This window comes from Aestuariivita sp., assembly GCF_021404545.1.
Classification (GTDB): Bacteria; Pseudomonadota; Alphaproteobacteria; order Rhodobacterales; family Rhodobacteraceae; genus Aestuariivita.
In genome coordinates this window covers 82902-103681 of the sequence record NZ_JAAWWD010000035.1, presented here as the reverse complement: position 1 = coordinate 103681, position 20780 = coordinate 82902, and the positions used below count along the sequence as shown (strand labels likewise).

General features: G+C 62.1%; 21 protein-coding genes and 1 riboswitch. Of the genes, 9 read left to right on the top strand and 12 right to left on the bottom strand.

What is annotated here, in order from left to right:
- Positions 1–7: 7 nt before the first annotated feature.
- The 10 genes from rodA to HEP69_RS11300 all read right to left on the bottom strand — a co-directional run bounded on the left by rodA (position 8) and on the right by HEP69_RS11300 (position 10535).
- Positions 8–1147, bottom strand: coding sequence for a rod shape-determining protein RodA (gene rodA, locus HEP69_RS11345; protein ID WP_290558640.1), 1140 nt, complete (start codon positions 1145–1147; stop codon positions 8–10).
- Entirely contained in the window at positions 1144–3087 is a 1944-nt protein-coding gene (gene mrdA / locus HEP69_RS11340) for a penicillin-binding protein 2 (RefSeq protein WP_290558639.1), read from the bottom strand. The genes rodA and mrdA overlap by 4 nt, the downstream gene beginning before the upstream one ends.
- Positions 3084–3623 carry a rod shape-determining protein MreD gene (locus tag HEP69_RS11335; RefSeq protein ID WP_290558638.1) on the bottom strand — a complete coding sequence of 180 codons (540 nt, stop codon included), beginning with the start codon at positions 3621–3623 and terminating at the stop codon, positions 3084–3086. Before HEP69_RS11335 ends, mrdA begins: the two co-directional genes overlap by 4 nt.
- Positions 3616–4515: a rod shape-determining protein MreC gene (mreC, locus tag HEP69_RS11330; protein WP_290558637.1), complete on the bottom strand. Its 900-nt coding sequence runs from the start codon at positions 4513–4515 to the stop codon at positions 3616–3618. The genes HEP69_RS11335 and mreC overlap by 8 nt, the downstream gene beginning before the upstream one ends.
- Positions 4516–4556: 41 nt before the next feature.
- Complete coding sequence (locus tag HEP69_RS11325; RefSeq protein WP_290558636.1) at positions 4557–5603, bottom strand: rod shape-determining protein; 1047 nt, start codon at positions 5601–5603, stop codon at positions 4557–4559.
- 190 nt (positions 5604–5793) lie between these two features.
- The gene (locus HEP69_RS11320) at positions 5794–7128 is read right to left on the bottom strand and encodes a lyase family protein (RefSeq protein ID WP_290558635.1); all 1335 of its coding nucleotides are present in this window, start codon (positions 7126–7128) and stop codon (positions 5794–5796) included.
- Positions 7129–7131: 3 nt separating this feature from the next.
- Entirely contained in the window at positions 7132–7920 is a 789-nt protein-coding gene (gene pcaD / locus HEP69_RS11315) for a 3-oxoadipate enol-lactonase (protein ID WP_290558634.1), read from the bottom strand.
- A gap of 127 nt (positions 7921–8047) precedes the next feature.
- The gene (locus HEP69_RS11310; protein ID WP_290558633.1) at positions 8048–9028 is read right to left on the bottom strand and encodes a threonine/serine dehydratase; all 981 of its coding nucleotides are present in this window, start codon (positions 9026–9028) and stop codon (positions 8048–8050) included.
- On the bottom strand, positions 9025–9849 hold the full coding sequence (locus HEP69_RS11305) for an alpha/beta hydrolase (RefSeq protein WP_290558632.1): 825 nt from the start codon (positions 9847–9849) through the stop codon (positions 9025–9027). Before HEP69_RS11305 ends, HEP69_RS11310 begins: the two co-directional genes overlap by 4 nt.
- Positions 9849–10535: a haloacid dehalogenase type II gene (locus HEP69_RS11300; protein ID WP_290558631.1), complete on the bottom strand. Its 687-nt coding sequence runs from the start codon at positions 10533–10535 to the stop codon at positions 9849–9851. Before HEP69_RS11300 ends, HEP69_RS11305 begins: the two co-directional genes overlap by 1 nt.
- A 184-nt stretch (positions 10536–10719) precedes the next feature.
- On the opposite strand from HEP69_RS11300, the gene HEP69_RS11295 reads away from it, so the two are divergent.
- Complete coding sequence (locus HEP69_RS11295) at positions 10720–11148, top strand: peptidylprolyl isomerase (RefSeq protein ID WP_290558630.1); 429 nt, start codon at positions 10720–10722, stop codon at positions 11146–11148.
- A gap of 180 nt (positions 11149–11328) precedes the next feature.
- Here the strand turns inward: HEP69_RS11295 and HEP69_RS11290 are convergent, their stop codons facing one another.
- A complete protein-coding gene (locus HEP69_RS11290) occupies positions 11329–11571 on the bottom strand; it encodes a hypothetical protein (protein WP_290558629.1) in 243 nt (80 codons plus the stop codon).
- A gap of 300 nt (positions 11572–11871) precedes the next feature.
- Positions 11872–12747: a hypothetical protein gene (locus tag HEP69_RS11285; RefSeq protein ID WP_290558628.1), complete on the bottom strand. Its 876-nt coding sequence runs from the start codon at positions 12745–12747 to the stop codon at positions 11872–11874.
- Between the two features lie 137 nt (positions 12748–12884).
- Between HEP69_RS11285 and miaB the strand changes: the two genes are divergently transcribed.
- The 8 genes from miaB to metK all read left to right on the top strand — a co-directional run bounded on the left by miaB (position 12885) and on the right by metK (position 20777).
- Positions 12885–14210, top strand: coding sequence for a tRNA (N6-isopentenyl adenosine(37)-C2)-methylthiotransferase MiaB (gene miaB / locus HEP69_RS11280; RefSeq protein WP_290558627.1), 1326 nt, complete (start codon positions 12885–12887; stop codon positions 14208–14210).
- Between the two features lie 317 nt (positions 14211–14527).
- The gene (locus tag HEP69_RS11275) at positions 14528–15031 is read left to right on the top strand and encodes an OmpA family protein (protein ID WP_290558672.1); all 504 of its coding nucleotides are present in this window, start codon (positions 14528–14530) and stop codon (positions 15029–15031) included.
- Between the two features lie 12 nt (positions 15032–15043).
- Positions 15044–15343 carry a hypothetical protein gene (locus HEP69_RS11270; protein ID WP_290558626.1) on the top strand — a complete coding sequence of 100 codons (300 nt, stop codon included), beginning with the start codon at positions 15044–15046 and terminating at the stop codon, positions 15341–15343.
- A gap of 175 nt (positions 15344–15518) precedes the next feature.
- Positions 15519–16526, top strand: coding sequence for a PhoH family protein (locus tag HEP69_RS11265; RefSeq protein WP_290558625.1), 1008 nt, complete (start codon positions 15519–15521; stop codon positions 16524–16526).
- A 76-nt stretch (positions 16527–16602) separates the two neighbouring features.
- On the top strand, positions 16603–17106 hold the full coding sequence (gene ybeY / locus HEP69_RS11260) for an rRNA maturation RNase YbeY (RefSeq protein WP_290558624.1): 504 nt from the start codon (positions 16603–16605) through the stop codon (positions 17104–17106).
- Between the two features lie 31 nt (positions 17107–17137).
- Positions 17138–18016: a hemolysin family protein gene (locus HEP69_RS11255; protein WP_290558623.1), complete on the top strand. Its 879-nt coding sequence runs from the start codon at positions 17138–17140 to the stop codon at positions 18014–18016.
- Entirely contained in the window at positions 18013–19500 is a 1488-nt protein-coding gene (gene lnt, locus HEP69_RS11250) for an apolipoprotein N-acyltransferase (protein ID WP_290558622.1), read from the top strand. The genes HEP69_RS11255 and lnt overlap by 4 nt, the downstream gene beginning before the upstream one ends.
- 40 nt (positions 19501–19540) lie before the next feature.
- Positions 19541–19590: riboswitch (SAM-SAH riboswitch) on the top strand.
- Between the two features lie 5 nt (positions 19591–19595).
- Positions 19596–20777 (top strand): methionine adenosyltransferase, encoded by a 1182-nt coding sequence (gene metK, locus HEP69_RS11245; protein ID WP_290558621.1) that lies wholly within the window; start codon positions 19596–19598, stop codon positions 20775–20777.
- Positions 20778–20780: the final 3 nt, after the last annotated feature.

Genomic DNA, 20780 nt, shown 5'->3' with positions numbered 1-20780 from the left:
GGTACCTTTATCGCGGGCGGTGGATATGCGCGCTTTGTACCAGCCCAAAGGCCACCATCAAGACCAACATCGCTGATCCGCCAAAGCTGACCATCGGAAGCGGCACGCCGACCACCGGGGCAAGCCCCATCACCATCGACATGTTCACGGCAAAGAACAAAAAGAAGGTCAGCGCGATGCCCAGTGTCACCAGCGCCGAAAACCGATCACGCGTTGCCAGGGCGGTGGCGACGCAAAAGACGACAATCAGCGTGTATAGCCCCAAAAGCGAGACAGCGCCGACAAACCCGAATTCTTCGGCCAATGTGGTAAAGATGAAATCGGTGTGCTTCTCCGGCAGAAAGTTCAGCCGCGACTGGGTGCCCTGCATGAACCCCCGCCCGGTCCAGCCGCCCGACCCCAGGGCGATCTTGGATTGGGTGATGTGATAGCCGGCCCCCAAAGGGTCGCTCGCGGGATCCAGAAAGGTATCGATACGGCGGTACTGGTAGTCCTGCAAAAGCTGCCAATCGGTGCCGCGGCTTTGAAAGACCGTCGTGACCAGCCCCAGACCCGCGGCGATCACAGCGGCGAAATAGGCCCAGTGAACACCGGCCAGAAACATCAGACCGCCGCCCGCCGTCAAAAGCAGGATCGACGTTCCCAAGTCGGGCTGACGCAACACCAGATACGTGGGAAAGAGAACCATCAGCACCGGGATCATCACCCAGACCGGCCGCGAGGTTCGTTTTGCAGGCAACCAGTCGTAATAGGCCGCAAGCAGCATGATCAGCGTGATCTTCATCAGTTCGGAAGGTTGCAGCCGCATGAACCCCAGATCGAGCCATCGCTGCGCGCCCATGCCCACGACGCCAAAGAACTCGACCGCCAGCAAAAGCAGTATCGATACGCAATACGCGACTACGGCCATGTTGCGCCAGAACCAGATCGGCACCATCGCCACGACCAGCATCACTGTCAGCCCCAGGGCAAACCGCTTCATCTGCGGTTCGGCCCAGGGCGAAAAGGATCCTCCCGCCACGGAATAGAGCATCAGAAAACCGATAGACGCCACACCGATCAGCAAAATGACCAGGGGCCAATTCAGATAGAGGATTTTGCGCAGACCGGTCGGAACCGACTTGACGGTGTATTCTAGATAGCTCATGCGCGGCCGCTGCCTTCGGTGTCGGCCAGGGGGCGTGCATCGCGCAAACGCTCTTGCTGGGCACGGATGCGATTGCGATCCTTTGACGGGTAGGCGGCGAGAGGCGGCGGGCCGCCGAACAGCGCCTGAAGTGTGATATCGCGCGCGATGGGGGCCGCCGCAGTGGACCCGCCGCCGCCATGTTCGACGACAACCGATACAGCGATTTTGGGGTTTTCGGCCGGAGCGTAATTCACAAAAAGCGCGTGATCGCGCCGTTCCCAGGGCAGATCTTCGTTACGGATCACACCACTGGCCCGTTCGGCTGCGGTTATGTTGCGAACCTGGCTGGTCCCGGTCTTTCCCGCGATCCGCATGGTATCGTCGATCACGCGTGAGCTATAGCCTGTGCCGCGCCGGTCGTTAGAGGCCGCATACATCGCCCGCCGCATTTTTCGCAGGTTGTTTTCATTCAACCCCATGTCTTCACCGTCGCGGATGGGCTGCTCAACCCCGTTGACCGACTTGATCAGCCGCGGGGCAACGCTGCGCCCGGTGGCCAGCCGCGCGGTCATCACCGCCAGTTGCAGGGGTGACGCGAGCATGAACCCTTGTCCGATCGAGGCGTTGACGGTGTCACCCACCAGCCAGTCCTCGCCATGCACGCGCCGTTTCCAGGCCCGATCCGGAGCCAGCCCGCGTGCGACCGCCGACATCGGTACGTCGTGGCGCACAGCCAGGCCAAACCGTTGGGACATCGCCGCGATCTTGTCCTGGCCGACTTTGAGCGCGAGATCATAGTAATAGACATCACAGCTCTGCTTGAGCGAGTTTTGCAGATCGACCCAGCCATGGCCCGCGCGTTTCCAGCAGTGAAACCGGCGCCCAGATACTTCCAGATGCCCGGGGCAATAGACGGTGTCGTCCGGGCCGATCAGCCCTTCCTCCAGTGCGGCCATGGCGGTGATCATCTTAAAGGTCGACCCGGGCGGGTAGATGCCCTGTACCGATTTCGACGCCAGCGGGCGATAGCTGTGTTCCAAAAGCGCGTTGTATTCGGTCACGGAGATACCGCGTACAAAACTGTTTGGATCATAACTGGGTGACGAGGCGATTGCCAAAAGATCGCCGGTTTCGCAATCCATCACCACAGCACTTGCGCTTTGCTCGCCCAGCCGCGCCTGCACATAGCCCTGAAGCTCGGCATCCACAGTCAGTTGCACATCGGCGCCTGCCTCGCCTTCGCGCCGGTCAAGCTCACGCATGACCCGGCCCGCGGCGTTGACCTCTACCCGTTTCGTCCCGGCCTTGCCGCGCAACATATCTTCCTGCTTGGCCTCCAGCCCGACCTTGCCGATCTGGAATCGTGGGATCCGCAAAAGCTGATCGGGGTTGTCGATCCGCGACAGATCGAAATCCGAGACCGGACCGACATAGCCCACGACATGCGCAAAATGCGATCCGCGCGGATAGACGCGGGTCAGGCCCACTTCCGGGGCGACGCCGGGCAGGGCCGGTGCATTCACCGCAACGGTCGAGACATCCTGCCAGCTCACCTGTTCGGCCACGGTCACAGGCAGAAAGGGGGGGCTGCGCTCCATCTCGGCGATTGCGCGGTTGAGCTGTTCGTCGTCGAGTTCGATCAACTGGCTGAGCCTGCCGATCACCTCCTCGACATTGCCTGCATCCTCGCGCACCATCACGATGCGGTAGCTGGGTGTGTTATGGGCGATCACCCGGCCTTCACGGTCGAAAATCTCGCCCCTTGCAGGCGCAATAAGCCGGATGTTGATGCGGTTTTCCTCGGCCAGCAGGCGGAACTCATCGGCCTGTTCGAGCTGAAGGTGCCGCATGCGCAGCCCCAGTGCGCCGACAAAGGCCAATTGCGCCCCGCCCAGCAGCATCGCGCGCCGGGTGAGAACGGCATGGGTCTTTTCAAGCTCGCGCGGGTTGCGTCTCATATCCGCGATCCAATTGCATCATCATCGCCGGGGGACAGTTTGCGTACGCCAAAGAGGAGATGCGAAATCACCACAATGACCGGATAGATCAGGATCGTCAGCATCGCCTGGCTGAGCGTCAGCCCCAGCGGCGCCTGATCTACCATAAGAACGGCCAGGATGACACGGTTGAGGGCGGCAACCGAGATCACAACAAGGCTAGCGGCAGCCCATTCGCCCGCAAAGCTGGCATCGCGCAGGCCAATCGCGCGCGTCTTGAGCTGTTCTGCGCCCAGAACTACCAGGAACGCCATCAGGCCAGGGGGGCGCTGCAACAAGAGATCTCCCAGCAGAATGACCAGCGCGATAAGGAGGGCGGGCACGAAATCGGGCCGCCGGAGCGCCCAGGCAAATGTCAGCGCGAGGATCAGATCGGGGCCCGCCCAGCTGGCGGGCAATGTGCTCAGAGGCAACAGGCTCCAAAAGAGGATCACCAGTGCCAGCATGGCATAGAGCGCCCGCATCGCCCAGACCTGAGAAGAAGCCTGGCTAGCCATCACCGCCCTCGCTGGGAGCCTGATCCGCCAGGCTGTCCGGCACCACAAGGCCACCGGGGTCGTCCACCCGTTCCGAGCCATAGTGGCGCAGCAGCCGCAGAAACTCCAGTCGCTGGAAATCCGCCGAAAGCCGTACGCGGAGCCGCCCGCCACGGTCCTCGGCGACCTGGCCGATCAACAGACCCGCCGGGAACACCCCGCCATCGCCAGAGCTGACGACACGGTCGCCGGGCCGCACCGCATCGGGGTTTTCGATGAAGTCGAGCACCGGGGCGGCGGTGTTGTCGCCCCCCACCAGGGCCGTCTGGCCGGAGGGCTGGATCGTGGCGGGCACCGCGCTGGTGGCATCGGTCAAGAGGATCACGCGGGAGGTATTGTCTCCAACACCCGAGACGCGCCCCACCAGACCGATCCCATCCATCGCTGCCCATCCGTCGATGATCCCGTCCCGCGCGCCCACATTCAGCAGCACCGACTGCCGGAACGGAGAGCCGCTATCGGCGATGACCACGCCGGTGATATAGGTCAGGCGCGGATCCAGCCGCACGTTGTTGAGATCCAGAAGGCGGGCATTTTCCTGTTCCAGTTGCAAGGCGGCCTCGCGCCAGGCCTGCATCTGGCGTAATTCGCTGCGCAACTCGCGGTTCTGATCAACCAGCCGCTGATAGGACTGGATATTGCGCACCAGATTGACGGTGCCGGTGACCGGCGCCATCAGCCATTCCATGTTGGGCATGATCTGATCGGTGACCTGGGCGCGAAACCGTTCAACCCGCGGGCTGTCGATGCGCCAGACCAGGAAAATCCCCAACAGGCACAGCAAAAGTACCCCCAGGAGCAAACGCTTCACGGGGCCTGTAAACTCATCGCGCTGTGAACGGTCCTTGGCCAAGGGCGCTCCTGATCAAGGGGTGTGAGGTCAGCCTGCGCGCGTCAGCTGTCGTAGTCAATCGCGTGGCGCAATTGCTTTTCATACTCCAGCGCCTTGCCGGTGCCCAGGGCCACGCAGTTCAGGCTTTCATCCGCGATCGAGACGGCCAGCCCTGTCTGTTCGCGCAAGGCCAGATCCAGATCGCCCAAAAGCGCTCCGCCACCGGTCAGCATCACGCCACGGTCCACGATATCGGCGCCCAGATCGGGCGGTGTCGTCTCCAGCGCGGTCATCACCGCTTCGCAGATCTGCTGGACCGGTTCGGCCAGCGCCTCGGCGACCTGTGCCTGGCTGATCTCAATCTCCTTGGGCACGCCGTTGAGCAGATCGCGACCGCGGATCTGCATCGACTGGCCGCGCCCGTCGTCGGGCATCCGCGCGGTCCCGATCGAGGTCTTGATCCGCTCGGCCGTGCTTTCCCCGATCAGCAGGTTCTGCTGGCGGCGCAGATAGTTGATGATCGCCTCGTCCATCCGGTCGCCGCCCACCCGGATCGAGCGGGCATAGACGATGTCGCCCAGGCTCAGCACCGCGACCTCGGTGGTGCCGCCGCCGATATCGACGACCATGTTGCCGGTGGGATCGGTGATCGGCATGCCGGCTCCGATGGCCGCGGCGATCGGTTCGGCGATCAGGCCGGCCTTGCGTGCGCCCGCCGACAGCACCGACTGGCGAATGGCGCGCTTTTCGACCGGTGTGGCGCCATGCGGCACACAGACGATGACCTTGGGTTTGGAAAAGGTCGAGCGTTTATGCACTTTGCGGATGAAATGCTTGATCATTTCCTCGGCGGTGTCGAAATCCGCGATCACCCCTTCGCGCATCGGCCGGATCGCCTCGATACTGCCCGGGGTGCGGCCCAGCATCAGCTTGGCATCTTCGCCCACCGCCAGCACCTTTTTTGCGCCGTCCTTGACGTGATAGGCCACAACCGACGGTTCAGACAGGATCACGCCCCGGCCTTTCACATAGACCAGCGTGTTCGCGGTGCCCAGATCGATTGCCATGTCTGCCGTAAACAGACCGCCCAGATTGCCAAACCATGACATGGTGAGAGAGTTTCCTGCCAGAGAATTCCGTTGGCCCACGACTCAACGTCCCGGACAGCTCAGGTTATAGGGGCGCAAAGGCCAGATCAAAAGGGCCGATTGGGGGCAAATCAGCGCGAATCCGCTTTTGAGGCGCAGTCTGCGCCAGCACCAAGGGCGGATCGCGTCAGCCAAGACTGTTTGCGCGGCGCTAGCGGCGCAGGTCTGCGGCGCCCTGGGCAAAAAGCCGAGCCTCTTTGGGGGCATCGCCCATCTGTTTGGCAATATCAAAGAGCGTTGTTGCATCCAGATCCGGCCAGTCCCGCTGGGCCAAGGCGCGCAGTGAGGTTCCGGTCGCCAGTGCCTCCTGGCAGAGCGTCTTGGTCGCCGACTGGGCGTCGGGCCGGGGCAGGTATCCGGTCAGCGCAAAGCTCAGCGCCTCGGCATGGATCATGTCGAGCCCGCCCGCCAGATTGACGGCCATCCTATCGGGATCCGGGGCAATGCGCGCGGCCAGTGGCTTGGCGATCTCAAGCCCCGCCGCGGTGCCCAGCACGATCTGCGGCAGCACCATCCATTCGGTGAACCAGGCCGCGCCGTCCCGCTGGAAACGCTGGGGGGCCGCGCCGGTCAGCACCGCCATGTGTCCCTGGACCTGTGCCGCCTGCGCGACAAGGGCAGAGGGCGCGACAGGGTTTTGTTTTTGCGGCATGGTAGAGGAAGTGCCTGCACCGCCCAGACGCACCTCTTCGATACCGGTCTGGACCAGTGCCGTGAGGTCTTCGCCCATCTTGGCCAACGCGGTGGAAAGCCGCGTCATCCACCCCGCGATGCGCAAGATCGGCCCGCGGTCGCTGTGCCAACTGCGTCCGGGATCGCCCAGTCCCAACGCCTCGGCCAGGCCCGCGCGCGTCTGGTGCGCCTCTGGCCCCAAAGCCGACGACGTGCCCGCCGCACCCGACAGCGAGACCCAAAGCGAGGCGTTGCGCAACGCCTCGATCTCGCCCAGCAGGTCGAGCAGGGGCCAGCCCCAACTGGCCACCACGGCACCAAAGGACGTGGGGGTGGCGTGCTGACCATAGGTCCGGGCGGGCATCGGCAGATCGGCATGGGTGGCGGCCAGCACCTCCAGTGTCCCCAAGACCGCGCGCAATGCCGCCTCGTGCAGCGCAAGGGCCTGCCGCAGGCGCAGCATCAGCCCGGTGTCGATGATATCTTGCGATGTTGCGCCCCAATGAACGTATTGCGCATGCTCGGGCGCGTTCATCTCGGCACGAAAGGCGGCCAGCAACCCCGGTACGCTTACCCCGTTCTGGCCCGTGGCCTCGGCCAGGGCCGCAGGGTCAATCTGTACCTCCATCGTCGCGCGATGGATGGCCTGCGCGCTCAGCTCAGGGATCACGCCCTGTGCGCCCTGAACCCGCGCCAACGCCCCTTCGACCAAGAGCAGCGCGCGCAGTTCGGCCACATCGGTGAAGAGCCGCCCAACCTCACCCGTGGGAAAGAGGCGAGCATAGAGGGCACTGTCAAAGACGGATCCGGCCATGGCTCAGAGATGTCCCACATCGCGCAAAAAGCGGGTCAGCACCTGCGCATAGTCCTGCGGTTTTTCCACGCAAGGCAGATGGCCCGCACCGCGGATCAGGTGGAATTGCGCGCCGGGGATTAGCTCAGTCGTTTCGCGCACCAGATCGGGCGGTGTCGAGCCGTCCTCGCTGCCCGCGATGCCTAAGGTGGGCAGGCGCAGGCCGCTGGTGGGCGTGTAGAAATCCGTGCCTGAGATCGCCGCCGAACAGCCCGCATACCCAGCGTCCGGCTGCCGAACCAGCATATTGCGCCACAAGATCAGCTCCGGCGTGGCGCGGAAGGCGCGGGAGAACCACCGCTCCATCACCGGATCGGCCAGTGCGGCGACCCCGCCCGCCTCCACGGCGGCAATCCGGTCGGCCCACATGTCCTTGGTGCCGATCTTGGCGGCGGTGTTCGACAGCACCAGCGCACGCACCAGATCGAGCCGTTTGACCGCCAAACCTTGCGCGATCATTCCCCCGATGGAGAGGCCCACAAACGCGCAGTCGCGCACCTTGAGCAGATCAAGCAGCCGTTCGGCATCCGACACCAGCGTGCCCATCGCATATGGCGCGGGCGGGCAGGAAGAGAGGCCATGCCCCCGCTTGTCGTAACGGATCAGGCGCAAACCATCGGGCAGATAGGGCAGGATCGGATCCCAAAGACGCAGATCGGTGCCAAGGGAATTGGCAAAGACGACAGGCGCGCCATCCTCGGGCCCGTCAATGCGGTAGTGAAGCTGGACATCTCCAAGATCGGCAATCTGCATGGGGGCTCCTTTGGTCTCTTTGTGTTCCGAACCGATTGGACCGATCCGGGGTGTGTGCTGCCGCGCTGGCTGAGCAGGGGGCATGATATCTGCGATGTGGCGCACTGTCTGCCTGGGTCTGGCGGGGTCAGGTCTGTCCTCCGAACCGGGTCAGCGCCGTGCTGAACAGAGCTGCATCCACGTTCCCGCCCGAGATGGTGACGATCACATCGTCGCCCTCGATCCGGTCACGATGATAAAGGGCCGCTGCCAGAGCCACAGCCCCGCCGGGTTCGGCGACCACTTTGAGTCTTTCGAATGCCGCCGTCATGGCGCGCAATGCCTCGTCCTGCGTCACGACCAATCCGGGTCCGCAGAGCCTCTGCATAATCGGAAAGGTGATCTCGCCCGGGTGCGGCGTCAGGATCGCGTCGCAGATATTGCCCGATGTCGTGGCGTTGCGCTCGATCCGGCCGGACACGAGGGAGCGGGCGACGTCGTCAAACCCCTCTGGCTCCACTGGGCGGACGCGCATTTCGGGCGCTTTGGCCTCGAGCGCAAGCGCGATGCCGGAGGTCAGACCACCACCGCCGCAACAAACCAGAACATCCGCGCGGCTGACCCCCATCTCGGCGGCCTGCTCGGCAATCTCCAGCCCCGTGGTGCCTTGACCGGCAATCACCTGCGGTTCGTCGAACGGTTTGATAAGGGTCAGCTCCCGCTCTTCGGCCAGGGTTTGGCCAATGGCATCGCGATCCTCGCGGGTGCGGTCGTACAGAACGACTTCCGCTCCCAGGGCGCGGGTGTTGTCGATCTTCATCCTGGGTGCGTCCGATGGCATAATGATCACCGCCGACACCCCGTGACGCCGCGCCGCCAACGCGACACCTTGTGCGTGATTGCCGCTGGAAAACGCGATCACGCCGCGCGCACGCACCTCTGGCGTCAGTGCCGAAAGGGCAGACCAACCGCCCCGGAACTTAAAGCTGCCGGTGTGCTGCAGGCATTCCGGTTTAACCCAGACCCGGCGTCCGGCAAGATCGTCAAGGAACGCAGAGCTGAGCAGCGGTGTGCGCCGCGCGTGGCCTGTCAATCGGTCGGCCGCTGCCTCGATCATCTCGATATTCATACCATTTGCTCCACCCATATGCGCAGGGCGGCAACGGCCTCGGGCTCATCCAGGTAAGGGATATGCGCGCGGTCCGGCACCTCTGCGACGATCAGGCCGGGCGCTCGGCGTTTCATCTCGGCGACTGTCTGGGCACTCAGGAGGTCGGAATTGGCGCCCCGGATCACGGCCAATGGCTTGCCCGTCAATGCCTCGAAAAGTGGCCAGAGGTCGGGTGCGGGCTGGGCGCCTGCCGCCAGTACCGCGTCGCGCAGGCGCGGGTCATAGGTGATGGTCAGCCCCTCGGGTGTTTCGGTGTAGAGCTTCCGCATCTCCTCCAGCCATCGCGACGCGGGCACGTTACAGAACCCGGTCATTGCTTTGGGCAGTTCCACTGCGGCCTCCGCATGTGTCTTCCAGGCCGGATTGCGGCCCAGATACACTGCGATAACGTCGAGGCCCGCAGGCTCGATCACCGGTCCGATATCGTTGAAGGCGACGCCCAGAATGCGCTCCGGCGCCGCCGCGGCCAGTCCCAACGCCACCAGCCCACCGCGCGAGGTGCCCAGAATGGCGACCTTTTCCAGCCTCAGATGATCCAGCAGGGCCAGAACATCGCCTATTTCGACCGGGACCGTATAGGTCATGGCATCCTCGGCCCAGTCCGATTGGCCGCGTCCGCGATAATCGAATTTGATCAGGCGACAGTCGTCCAGATGCGGTGTCACGTAATCGAAATCGCGGGTGTTGCGGGTCAACCCCGAAAGGCAAAGGACCGGCAGGCCCGCGCCATCATCGGTGTAATGCAGGCTCAGCCCGTCAGGGGCGGTAAATCGGGGCATCAGGCACCTGCAACTTGGGGGATATCGGTCAAATCGGCCAGTACGGTCAGCGGCGTCCAGGGCAGGCGGTCCATCGGCTCGCCCGCGCGGTTCACCCAGGCCGTGACAAACCCATAGCCCGTGGCAGCCGCCGCGTCCCAGCCATTGGAGGAAACGAACAGCACCTCGTCCTTTGCACAGTCAAAGCGTTGGCCAACCATATCATAGACACGCGCATCGGGTTTGAAGATGCCCACACTCTCGACCGAGAGCACATCGTCCAGCACATCGCCGATCCCGGCCGATTGCACCGCCCCGTTCAGCATATCGGGTGAGCCGTTGGAGAGGATCGCGGTCTGTTTGCCTGCCGCCTTGAGGGTGCGCAGCATCGCAGGAACTTCTGGATAGGCCTGCAATTCCCAATACAGCGCCAAGAGCCGTTTGCGCAGCGTGGCATCGCCTTCGAGGCCGGTTGCCTCCAGCGCCCAGTCGAGACCATTCTGCGTGACCTCCCAGAAATCGGTATGCGCGTCGGCCACGGCGCGCAGCCAGGTGTATTGCACCTGTTTCAGCCGCCAGTGGTTCGCCAGATCGGCCCAGCGATCGGCCAGGGCGGGAAAGTCAGGCTCCTTTGCGGCCTGCCGGGCGGCGGCGGTCACATCGAAAAGGGTGCCATAGGCGTCGAATACGCAGGTGGTGATGGCCATATGGGTCCCCGCTGGTCATGGTCTGTGCTGCAATCTGGCACAGGGCGCGGATGTGCGAAAGGGGCGCAGAGAGGCGGGATCAGTTTACATTCGCGCCCAACCCGCTAGGTTATCTCGCGAACCAGAGCACCCGCGCGCGGCGCGGCCTCATTCCTTTCCCCTTATCATACGAACGGATTTCTTAATGACCGAGGTCAAGACCGGCGACACCGTGCGCCTTCACTATACCGGAACCCTGCAAGACGGCACCGTCTTTGACAGCTCGGAGGGGCGCGACCCGCTGGAATTCCAGGTCGGCAGCGGTCAGATTATCCCCGGTCTGGATCAAGCCATTCCCGGAATGGTGACGGGGGACACCAAGACAGTGGAGATTGATTGCGCCGATGCCTACGGTCCGATCAACCCGGCGATGCGTCAAGCGGTTCCCCGGGCCGACATCCCGGCAGAGATCCCGCTGGAGCTGGGCACGCAATTGCAGATGCAGACCCCCGATGGCCAGGCGGTGCCGGTGATGGTGGTCGACCTCAACGAGACCGAAGTGACGCTGGATGCCAATCATCCGCTGGCCGGCAAAGACCTGACATTCGCGATAGAGCTGGTGTCGATCAAATGACCTCTCTTGGCGACGCTGTGGCGGCTTGCGCTTCGGATCGGGTTTGCACCAGACCGGGGCCTGAGCGGCCTCTTGGAATGGCCCGGCCAGATGGCTGAGCGCACGGCCTGAGCCTGTCCACGACGACTGTTATTGCGGAGCAAGCGGGACGGGCCTGCGCGCAAGGGTCGAAGATCGCCCCTAACGCTCGGCAAAGGCCACGGTGCTTGGCGCGGCGTCAAGGATCGTTTGCTCTATCGGCACCGCAGAGGCGAACGGTGCGGTCCCGGCCACCACCGTTCGCGTCTTTCCCGCGCGGTCAGACAGCGTGGACGACATTCCGCTGCGCAGTGCGGTGACAAATCCCGTTTCAGCAACCAGTGCAATACCCACCAACCCCGCCAGAGCGATACCGAGCGACCGCACGCCTGCGCGCGCAATCATCGCCCTGCGAAGGCAGCGTGTTCGGTGATCGGTACATCCTGATCTGGCAGTCTCGGACATGGCATCTCAACCTGTGGGCCAAATACGTCAAGATCGGGTTAAGGAGGTGGTGAATCCTTGCCCTGTGATCAAGTCGAGCGTCCGCGCCGCACAGGATCCATATACATAAAGCGTCCGGCATCATGTGACCGCCCGATGCGACCGGCGCTTGTCGATATCACGGACTGGAAAGACGCCACCTGACCTGGGGCGACCTCAGAGACGCAATTCCGAAGGGTCAGTGAATTGTGGCAGGATCGGTCAGAACCATTGCCCCGGCTCCATCAACCCCAGATCGAGGAGCTGCCGGGAATGCCACTCGAACGGCGTGGAATTGTGCCATTTGAACGTCCTGATCTCAGACGCTGAGCCCGGGTTGCGCTTGAGCGCTTTGGCCGTCCGGAAAGAGCAGATCGCCGCTGTGAGGTTGTTGTGCCAGGGGCAGGCATAGGTGTTGTATTCTTCATCCGAGAAGGTGTGATCCTCCCGCAGCTCAAGCCCCGGTTTTGCGCGAAAGAGTGCGATGCGGTCGATCTTGCGGCTGCGCTCGGGGATATGCTCTTCATAGCGCCAGCGCAGCCCACCGAAAAAGTCCAGCTGGCGCTCCTTGGGGTGGGTCGTGACCGGGTCGCGCCGGGCAAGTGCATAGTAACCGGTGCGGTCCATATGCGCGCGCTCAAGCGAGACGGCGCCCGGCACGTCGGCAAGATCGTCGGCATAAAGATCGACCACATAAGTCAGCATGGCATCGCGCCGCTCTTCGGTATGAAAGGTAAGCATTTCGCCGATCGTGCGCGTCTCGCAAAACGGATAGAAAAGGTATTCCGCGTTATAGCAATAATACATCCAGAGGCCCGGCGCGGCCGCGATGATCTGGTTTATAGCCTCGCGCGCCGCATCCGGATGCGACACGATATGGTTTACGCGGATGACCTTATCCGCCACATCCAGAGGCAGGCGGAACGCATCTGGCATGATCGCAACCACCGGGCCAAAGCCACAGTCGAGATGGTGGCGCAGGGTCGAGGCGACCTCGACCTCGTCTTCGACAAGAATGATGGCGACAGGGCCCTTGGCCAGCGCGCGCGGCGCCTCTTTCACAAAGCTGGATAGGGACGGATAGGTCTTGCCCACCATTGCGCCATCGCCTCCACGTAGGATTTCCGCGTGTCGCCCAGAATCGGTTAATTCCACGTGCATTGCAAGGCGCGGCACGTTCGGATAGACAACCGCCCATTCCCCGACGCGACCACCCTTAACCCACTGGTAGGAACATGGCCGAGCCAAAGAAGCTGTTTATCAAGACCTATGGCTGTCAGATGAATGTCTATGACAGTGAACGCATGGCCGAAGCGCTGGGCGGGCAGGGGTATGAACAGACATCCTCGCCCGAGGATGCCGATATGATCCTGCTCAATACCTGCCATATCCGCGAGAAGGCCGCCGAAAAGGTGTATTCCGAGCTGGGACGCTTCAAGGGCCTCAAAGCCGAAAAACCCGATCTCAAGATCGGGGTAGCGGGCTGCGTGGCCCAGGCCGAAGGGGCCGAGATCATGCGCCGCCAACCGATGGTCGATCTTGTGGTGGGGCCGCAAAGCTATCACCGGCTGCCAGAACTGGAAGCGAGGACGCGTGCGGGGCAGAAGGCGCTCGATACCGATTTCCCCCAAGAAGATAAGTTCGAGCATCTCAGATCCCGTCCCAAGGCCAAGCGCGGCCCGACAGCCTTTCTGACCGTGCAGGAGGGGTGCGACAAATTCTGTGCGTTTTGCGTGGTGCCTTATACGCGCGGTGCCGAGGTGTCCCGCCCGGTAGAGCGGGTTGTGACCGAGGCCCGCGATCTGGTCGAGCGTGGCGTGCGCGAGATCACCTTGCTGGGCCAGAACGTAAATGCCTATCACGGGGCGGGCCCCGATGGCGCCGATTGGTCGCTGGCGCAGCTTATCTGGGAACTCGACAAGGTCGACGGGCTGGAGCGCATCCGCTTTACCACCTCGCATCCCAACGACATGACCGATGATCTGATCGAAGCGCATGGCACCTGCGCCAAGCTGATGCCGTATCTGCATCTGCCGGTGCAGGCCGGATCGGACAGGATCCTCAAACGAATGAACCGCGCCCATACCGCGGAAAGCTATGTCCGGTTGATTGAAAAGATCCGTGCGGCCCGCCCTGATATCCTGATCTCGGGCGATTTCATCGTGGGCTTTCCCGAAGAAACCGCGGCCGATTTCCAGTCCACAATGGATCTGGTGGCAGAGGTGAAATACGGCTCTGCTTATTCGTTCAAATACTCGACCCGTCCGGGCACCCCTGCGGCCGAGCGCGATCAGGTGCCGGAAGCGGAAAAAACCGACCGTCTGCACCGGTTGCAGGCCTTGCTGACCACGCAGCAACGTGCGGCGCAGGACAAGATGGTGAACAAGACCGTTGGTGTGCTTTTTGAGCGTCCTGGTCGATTGCCGGGGCAAATGGTTGGCAAGTCCGACCACCTGCATGCGGTCCATGTGGCCGATTGCACGGCCGATGCAGGCACTTTGGCCAAGGTGAGAATCATCTCGTCCGAAGCGAACTCCCTCGCAGGGGCCCTCATCGGCTAAGATATGGGAGAATACGGACCTTTTTGCGTCGTCCCGAGGGTAAAACCATACAATGGCGCGGAAATCGGGGGATTGTCCGTCTATTGGCTCCAAAGCCCTGTCTTTTTTCCTTCACATGTAACCAGATATTTTTTAACGTAAAATCAATAGAGGTGGGGGCCTCTTAAACATGCTGCGTCTGTGTTGCCTGTGAGAGTCCCCACCCTTTCGGGGGAAATTAGTGAAGGATGTTTCAGGTGAGTGAGTTTCGCTTCAAAGCACTCGTGAGCGCCGTGGCCGCTGCCAGCATTGCCGCAGTGACGCTCTTGGTCACGCCGATCCAGGGTCAGGCGCAAACCGTTTCAAATGAAAACAGGGTGATCGGCAGCCGGTATGTGCCGACGATCTGGGTTGATCCGGACGGATGTGAACACTGGGTCATGGATGACGGGGTCGAGGGATACATGACCCCGCATGTGAACCGCCAAGGCATTCCCGTGTGCCGCAGGGGCGATGTCTGCGGCGTGATGAACTCGGACCAGTTCTTTGCCACGGACAGCTTTCGCATCAGCCACTCCGGTCAGCAGCGCCTGCGGGAGTTCTTTTCACAGTCCACGGCGACCGCCTTCATCATCACCGGTCACACCGACAGCCGGGCCTCGGACGCCTATAACATGCGGCTGAGCTTTAACCGGGCCAATTCGGTGGCCCGGGTCGCCGCCTCGACCGGAGCGCGGATCGCTGATGTGCGCGGCTATGGGGAGCGGTTGCCGGCGGCATCGAATGCCACAGCCGCTGGCATGGCCAAGAACCGTCGCGTCGAAATCATCTGTATCCGGTAAGGGGTAGGCACCATGAATATCGCAAAAACAGCCATTCTGCTGGTGGTCGCGGGCTCCCTCTCGGGATGCTTGGGAGAGAAGGTCGACAAGACCGTGGACCGGGGCTTTGACAGCAAGGACCTTTCGACACTGACAGCGGGCATCTGGGTCGATCCCAACGGGTGCGATCATTGGATCATCGACGATGGTGTCGAAGGGTATCTGTCGCAACGGCTCGACAAGTTCGGGAAGCCAGTCTGTTCGGGCATCGCGCCGCCGAATGTGGCAACCGGACCGTTCAAGCGGGGCTCGGCCTTCCCCGATCCGATTTGATCGGATCGTTTCCGAACGCTTACCGGGCCGTCCGCGTTTCGCGGGCGGCCATTTTGGTTGATCCGTGGTCACGTGCCGCGGATTTTTGTTTCAGTCCCGTGAAATCCAACGCGGATCGCTTGCGTGGCAGACCCGGGTTTGGCACGTTTGAATCTGAGCAGACAAGGAGAGCAGATTGGCCATTGGTGCCCTGACCCCGTCCAACACATCCGAAGCAGCGCCTGAGCTGCTGATAGAGTTCCCTGACAATCGTCTGTTGATCGATTTATGCGGTGAGTATGATCGCAATCTTGCCGATCTTGAGCAGAAACTGACGGTGCAGATTCTGCGCCGGGGCAACCAATTGGCCATTCTTGGCGATGCGACCTCCCAAAAACAGGCCGAAGAGGTGTTGGGCGCACTCTATACCCGGCTGGAGCAGGGCCGCGAGGTCGAGCAAGGCGATATTGATCGCGAGCTACGCATGGGGGGCACAGCCACGAGCCCGCGCGGCGGCGACCAGCTTGAGATGTTCCAGGGCGGCAAGGTCGAGATCAAGACCCGCAAGAAGCTGGTGGAGCCCAGGACCGAGGCACAAAAGACCTATGTGCGCGCGCTCTTCGAGAACGAGCTGGGCTTTGGTATTGGGCCTGCGGGGACAGGCAAGACCTATCTGGCAGTTGCGGTCGGCGTGAACATGTTCATCAACGGGGCGGTCGACCGGATCATTCTGTCACGCCCGGCAGTGGAGGCGGGAGAGAAGCTGGGATATCTACCTGGGGATATGAAGGACAAGGTCGATCCATACATGCAGCCGCTCTACGATGCGTTGAACGATTTTCTGCCCAGCAAACAGTTGGCCAAACTGATCGAGGAAAAGCGGATCGAAATTGCGCCGCTGGCCTTTATGCGGGGTCGTACGCTTGCCAATGCCTTTGTCGTTCTTGACGAAGCGCAGAACGCCACCACGATGCAGATGAAGATGTTTCTGACCCGGCTCGGCGAGGGTTCACGCATGGTCATTACCGGGGACCGGACGCAGATCGACCTGCCTCGCGGGGTGCCGTCGGGACTTGCGGATGCAGAGCGTCTTTTGAAGACCGTTCCCAGAATCAGTTTCAGTTACTTCACCGCCAAGGATGTCGTCAGACATCCGCTTGTCGCGGCGATTATCGAGGCGTATGACGCCGATACCGCCGGATAGCCGTGGGGCGCGAACAAGGGGTCGCAGAAATATTTTTGGGCCCGGTGCGATCCTGCACGAAACTGAGGTCCGCACCATGCCGCTGGAAATCATTGTCGAGGATGACCGTTGGTCCGGTCTGCCGCTGGAGCCGCTGGCCCGACGCGCGGTTTTGGCCACCTTGGAACATCTGGGTGTTGCCGCCGATTGCGCCGAGGTTGCGTTGCTGGCCTGTGACGATACCCGCATCGCACTGCTGAATACGGAATTTCGCGACAAACCCGTCCCCACCAATGTGTTGAGTTGGCCCAGCGAGGAACGCGGCGCGCCGTCTGATGGCGCCCGCCCCCGGCCGCCCCAACCTGCTCAGACCGGCGAGATCGCGCTTGGGGACATCGCCATTTCCTGGGACACCTGTGCCGCCGAAGCACGGGAAGCTGGCAAATCCATGCCGGACCATGTCACCCATTTGGTCGTTCATGGTCTGTTGCATCTATTGGGATATGATCATCTTCGTGACCGGGATGCCACTTTGATGGAAGAAACAGAGGCGCAGATACTTGGCAGCTTGGGTATAAATGACCCATATAAGGATTATTGACGGGGGCTTGCCCCCTTTTCGGACAGGACAAATGGGCGACAAAGAAGGCAGTTCTAACGCGGCGCACAGCGCGCAAAACGATGAAACGGACAATTCCTCGGGGCTTTTGGGCCGTATTCTTGGTGCCTTGAGTCCAAGTGGCGGCAGCGAAAAGCCGAATATCAATATCGAGCCCAGCCCGGTAGAAAACCAAACCCATGGCATGATCAACCTGCGGCGGATGCGCATTGAAGATGTGGCCATCCCCAAGGCAGAGATTGTGGCGGTCCCCAGCACAATCACCAAAACGGAACTGGTCGATGTCTTTCGCGAAAGCGGCCTGTCTCGATTGCCGGTCTATGAGGGAACACTGGACACGCCCATCGGCTTTGCCCATCTCAAGGACCTTGCCCTGACACACGGCTTTAACGGCAAAGGCAAGGCGTTCAATCTCGACGGCATGTTGCGTCCTCTGCTTTTTGTGCCGCCGTCAATGCCCATCGGGGTTCTCCTGACCAAGATGCAGGCCGAGCGTCGGCACATGGCGCTCGTGATCGACGAATATGGCGGTGTGGACGGTCTGGTAACAATCGAGGATCTGATCGAACAGGTCATCGGCGAGATCGAGGATGAACATGATATCGGTGAGGATCAGACCTGGGTTCGGGAAAAACCCGGCTGCTATATGGCACTTGCCAAAACCCCATTGACCGAATTCGAGAGCGAAATCGGCCAGTCGCTCACCGATCACGACACCGTCGACGAGGAGGAGATCGACACCCTCGGGGGGCTGGTCTTCATGCTGTCGGGCCGGGTGCCTGCGCGCGGTGAGGTTGTGGTGCATCCCGATGGGCCGGAATTCGAGGTCATCGATGCCGATCCGCGCCGGATCAAACGGCTGCGGGTCCGGATCGCAGGCACGGCTGGATGATCATCCAGACCGGGCCGCGCAGGCGCGTGGGGCTGGCGCTGATCGCGGGTGCGGTCGGGGCGCTGGGTCTGGCGCCATACGGTCTTTGGCCTGCGACGGTGCTGGCGCTTGCGATTGCCTGCGGCCTCTATGCGCGGGCAGAGACAGGGCGACAGGCGCTTTTTACCGGATGGGCCTTTGGTACCGGGTATTTCGGCGTTGCGCTCTTGTGGATAGTCGAGCCGTTCCTTGTAGAGCCGGAGATCCATGGCTGGATGGCGCCTTTTGCGCTGGTCTTGCTGGCTGCGGGGCTGGCTCTCTTCTGGGCGGGCGCATTCCGTCTGGCCTTTGCCGCGCGGCGGCTGCCCGGCCTGGCATTGATTGCGATGCTCGGTCTGGCGGAACTGGCGCGCGCCTATCTGCTGACGGGATTTCCCTGGGGCGGGGTCGCGCAGATCTGGGTGGGCGTTGGGCCGGACCTGATGCTGGCGTGGATCGGACCGCATGGCTTGGGCGTAATCACCCTTCTATGCGGTTTGGCCTTCAGTCATCTGTTGAGCGGGGGGTGGATGAGGCGCATTTCCGGACCGGCGGCGGTTGGCTTTTTCGTTGCCGCTGGCATCGGTTTGCAGATCGGGCTGCCCGAACCCGCTTTGCGCGATGCCACCGTTCGGCTGGTTCAGCCCAATGCCCCACAGGACCAGAAATGGGATCCCGAGAGGATCCCTGACTTTCTCGACCGCAAGCTGGGATTCTCGGCGGTCCAACCGGCACCGGATCTGATCGTCTGGCCCGAAACCTCGATCCCGACGCTTCTTGCCTATGCCGGTCCGATCCTGGATCGGATCGCTGCCGCCGCGCCGGGCGTTCCGGTGATTGCCGGTGTTCAGCGCCGCGACGACCGGCGGCTCTATAACGCTGCGGTTCTGTTGCGCGACGGCGCCCCGGCGGAGATCTATGACAAGCATCATCTCGTGCCGTTCGGTGAGTACATCCCGCTTGGGGATCTGGCCGCGCGGTTCGGTTTGCACGGGTTTGCCGCACGCGAGGGACAGGGGTTCAGCGCAGGACCGGGTCCGCGGCTGATGGATCTGGGGCCACTTGGCAAAGCGCTGCCGTTGATCTGTTACGAGGCCGTTTTCCCGCAACACGCGACATCCTCAGGGGATCGCGCCGATGTTCTGATCCAGATTACCAATGACGCCTGGTTCGGAGACCGCTCCGGCCCCTATCAGCATCTCGCCCAGGCGCGGATGCGCGCCATCGAACAAGGGCTGCCAATGATCCGGGTGGCCAATACCGGCATCTCGGCGATGATTGATCCTTATGGCCGACTGATCTCCAGTATTCCGCTGGGTGAGGCTGGATATGTTGATGCGGCACTGCCCCGACCGTTATCGCCCTCGCTATATGCCCGCACCGGCGATTTGCCGGTCTTGGCGATCCTGATTCTGGTAAGTTTGAGTCTCTTTGGCCGGGGTTCAGCCGGTCGCACAGGCAAATAGCGATTGACCCCAGAGCAGGCCACGCGTAACTCGGATCGGATATCCCTCACAACGGCTTCCTGGCGTGAGGAAGGAAACACCAATGGAGCACTTTCATGGCCCGCAATAACTATACGTTTACCTCGGAATCCGTTTCCGAGGGCCATCCCGACAAAGTATGCGACCGCATCTCGGATGCCGTCCTGGATGCCTTTTTGTCCGAAGAGCCCGAGGCCCGGGTCGCGGCCGAGACCCTTGCCACGACAAATCGCGTTGTCATCGGAGGTGAAGTGGGCCTGAGCGATCAGGAAAAGCTGCATGAATACATGCACCGGATCGACCAGATCGCGCGAGACTGTATCCGGGACATCGGCTATGAGCAGGACAAGTTTCATTGGCGGACCTGCGAAATCACCAACCTGCTGCATGAGCAATCCGCCCATATCGCCCAAGGCGTGGATGCGGCCAATAACAAAGACGAAGGGGCCGGCGATCAGGGGATCATGTTCGGCTATGCAACGACTGAAACGCCTGCATTGATGCCTGCGCCGATTCAGTATTCGCACGCGATCCTGAGACGTCTCGCCGAGGTGCGCAAAGACGGCACCGAACCCGCCCTGGGTCCGGATGCAAAGTCGCAGCTCTCGGTGGTGTATGAGAATGGAAAACCGGTGCGCATCAGCTCGGTCGTGCTGTCGACACAGCACCTGGATGAGGATTTGACCTCTGAAGATATCCGGCAGATCGTGGCGCCTTACATCACCGAAGTGCTGCCGGACGGCTGGCTGACGGCGGACACCGAATGGCACGTGAACCCGACGGGTAAGTTCGTGATCGGCGGCCCCGACGGCGATGCGGGGCTGACCGGGCGCAAGATCATCGTGGACACCTATGGCGGCGCGGCCCCTCATGGCGGCGGTGCGTTCTCGGGCAAGGATCCGACAAAGGTTGACCGCTCCGCCGCTTATGCGGCCCGTTATCTTGCCAAGAACGTTGTCGCCGCCGGCATGGCTGACCGGTGCACCATTCAGCTCAGCTATGCCATTGGCGTGTCAAAGCCCCTGTCGATCTATGCCGACACACATGGCACCGGAGAGATTGCGCCGGTTGATATCGAACGCGCTGTCAGTCAGGTCATGGATCTGAGCCCGCGGGGCATTCGCGAACATCTGGGACTGAATAAGCCGATTTATCAGCGCACTGCCGCCTATGGCCATTTTGGCCGTGAGCCGGAGGCCGATGGCGGCTTTTCATGGGAACGCACCGATTTGGCCGAGGCGCTCAGAAACGCTGTCTGAGCG

Excerpts from the sequence above, each read along its gene's own strand:
- rodA (WP_290558640.1), bottom strand. The coding sequence starts at position 1,147 with ATGAGCTATCTAGAATACACCGTCAAGTCGGTTCCGACCGGTCTGCGC.
- mrdA (WP_290558639.1), bottom strand. The coding sequence starts at position 3,087 with ATGAGACGCAACCCGCGCGAGCTTGAAAAGACCCATGCCGTTCTCACC.
- HEP69_RS11335 (WP_290558638.1), bottom strand. The coding sequence starts at position 3,623 with ATGGCTAGCCAGGCTTCTTCTCAGGTCTGGGCGATGCGGGCGCTCTAT.
- HEP69_RS11325 (WP_290558636.1), bottom strand. The coding sequence starts at position 5,603 with ATGTCATGGTTTGGCAATCTGGGCGGTCTGTTTACGGCAGACATGGCA.
- HEP69_RS11320 (WP_290558635.1), bottom strand. The coding sequence starts at position 7,128 with ATGGCCGGATCCGTCTTTGACAGTGCCCTCTATGCTCGCCTCTTTCCC.
- pcaD (WP_290558634.1), bottom strand. The coding sequence starts at position 7,920 with ATGCAGATTGCCGATCTTGGAGATGTCCAGCTTCACTACCGCATTGAC.
- HEP69_RS11310 (WP_290558633.1), bottom strand. The coding sequence starts at position 9,028 with ATGAATATCGAGATGATCGAGGCAGCGGCCGACCGATTGACAGGCCAC.
- HEP69_RS11305 (WP_290558632.1), bottom strand. The coding sequence starts at position 9,849 with ATGCCCCGATTTACCGCCCCTGACGGGCTGAGCCTGCATTACACCGAT.
- HEP69_RS11300 (WP_290558631.1), bottom strand. The coding sequence starts at position 10,535 with ATGGCCATCACCACCTGCGTATTCGACGCCTATGGCACCCTTTTCGAT.
- HEP69_RS11295 (WP_290558630.1), top strand. The coding sequence starts at position 10,720 with ATGACCGAGGTCAAGACCGGCGACACCGTGCGCCTTCACTATACCGGA.
- HEP69_RS11290 (WP_290558629.1), bottom strand. The coding sequence starts at position 11,571 with ATGATTGCGCGCGCAGGCGTGCGGTCGCTCGGTATCGCTCTGGCGGGG.
- HEP69_RS11285 (WP_290558628.1), bottom strand. The coding sequence starts at position 12,747 with ATGGTGGGCAAGACCTATCCGTCCCTATCCAGCTTTGTGAAAGAGGCG.
- miaB (WP_290558627.1), top strand. The coding sequence starts at position 12,885 with ATGGCCGAGCCAAAGAAGCTGTTTATCAAGACCTATGGCTGTCAGATG.
- HEP69_RS11270 (WP_290558626.1), top strand. The coding sequence starts at position 15,044 with ATGAATATCGCAAAAACAGCCATTCTGCTGGTGGTCGCGGGCTCCCTC.
- ybeY (WP_290558624.1), top strand. The coding sequence starts at position 16,603 with ATGCCGCTGGAAATCATTGTCGAGGATGACCGTTGGTCCGGTCTGCCG.
- HEP69_RS11255 (WP_290558623.1), top strand. The coding sequence starts at position 17,138 with ATGGGCGACAAAGAAGGCAGTTCTAACGCGGCGCACAGCGCGCAAAAC.
- lnt (WP_290558622.1), top strand. The coding sequence starts at position 18,013 with ATGATCATCCAGACCGGGCCGCGCAGGCGCGTGGGGCTGGCGCTGATC.
- metK (WP_290558621.1), top strand. The coding sequence starts at position 19,596 with ATGGCCCGCAATAACTATACGTTTACCTCGGAATCCGTTTCCGAGGGC.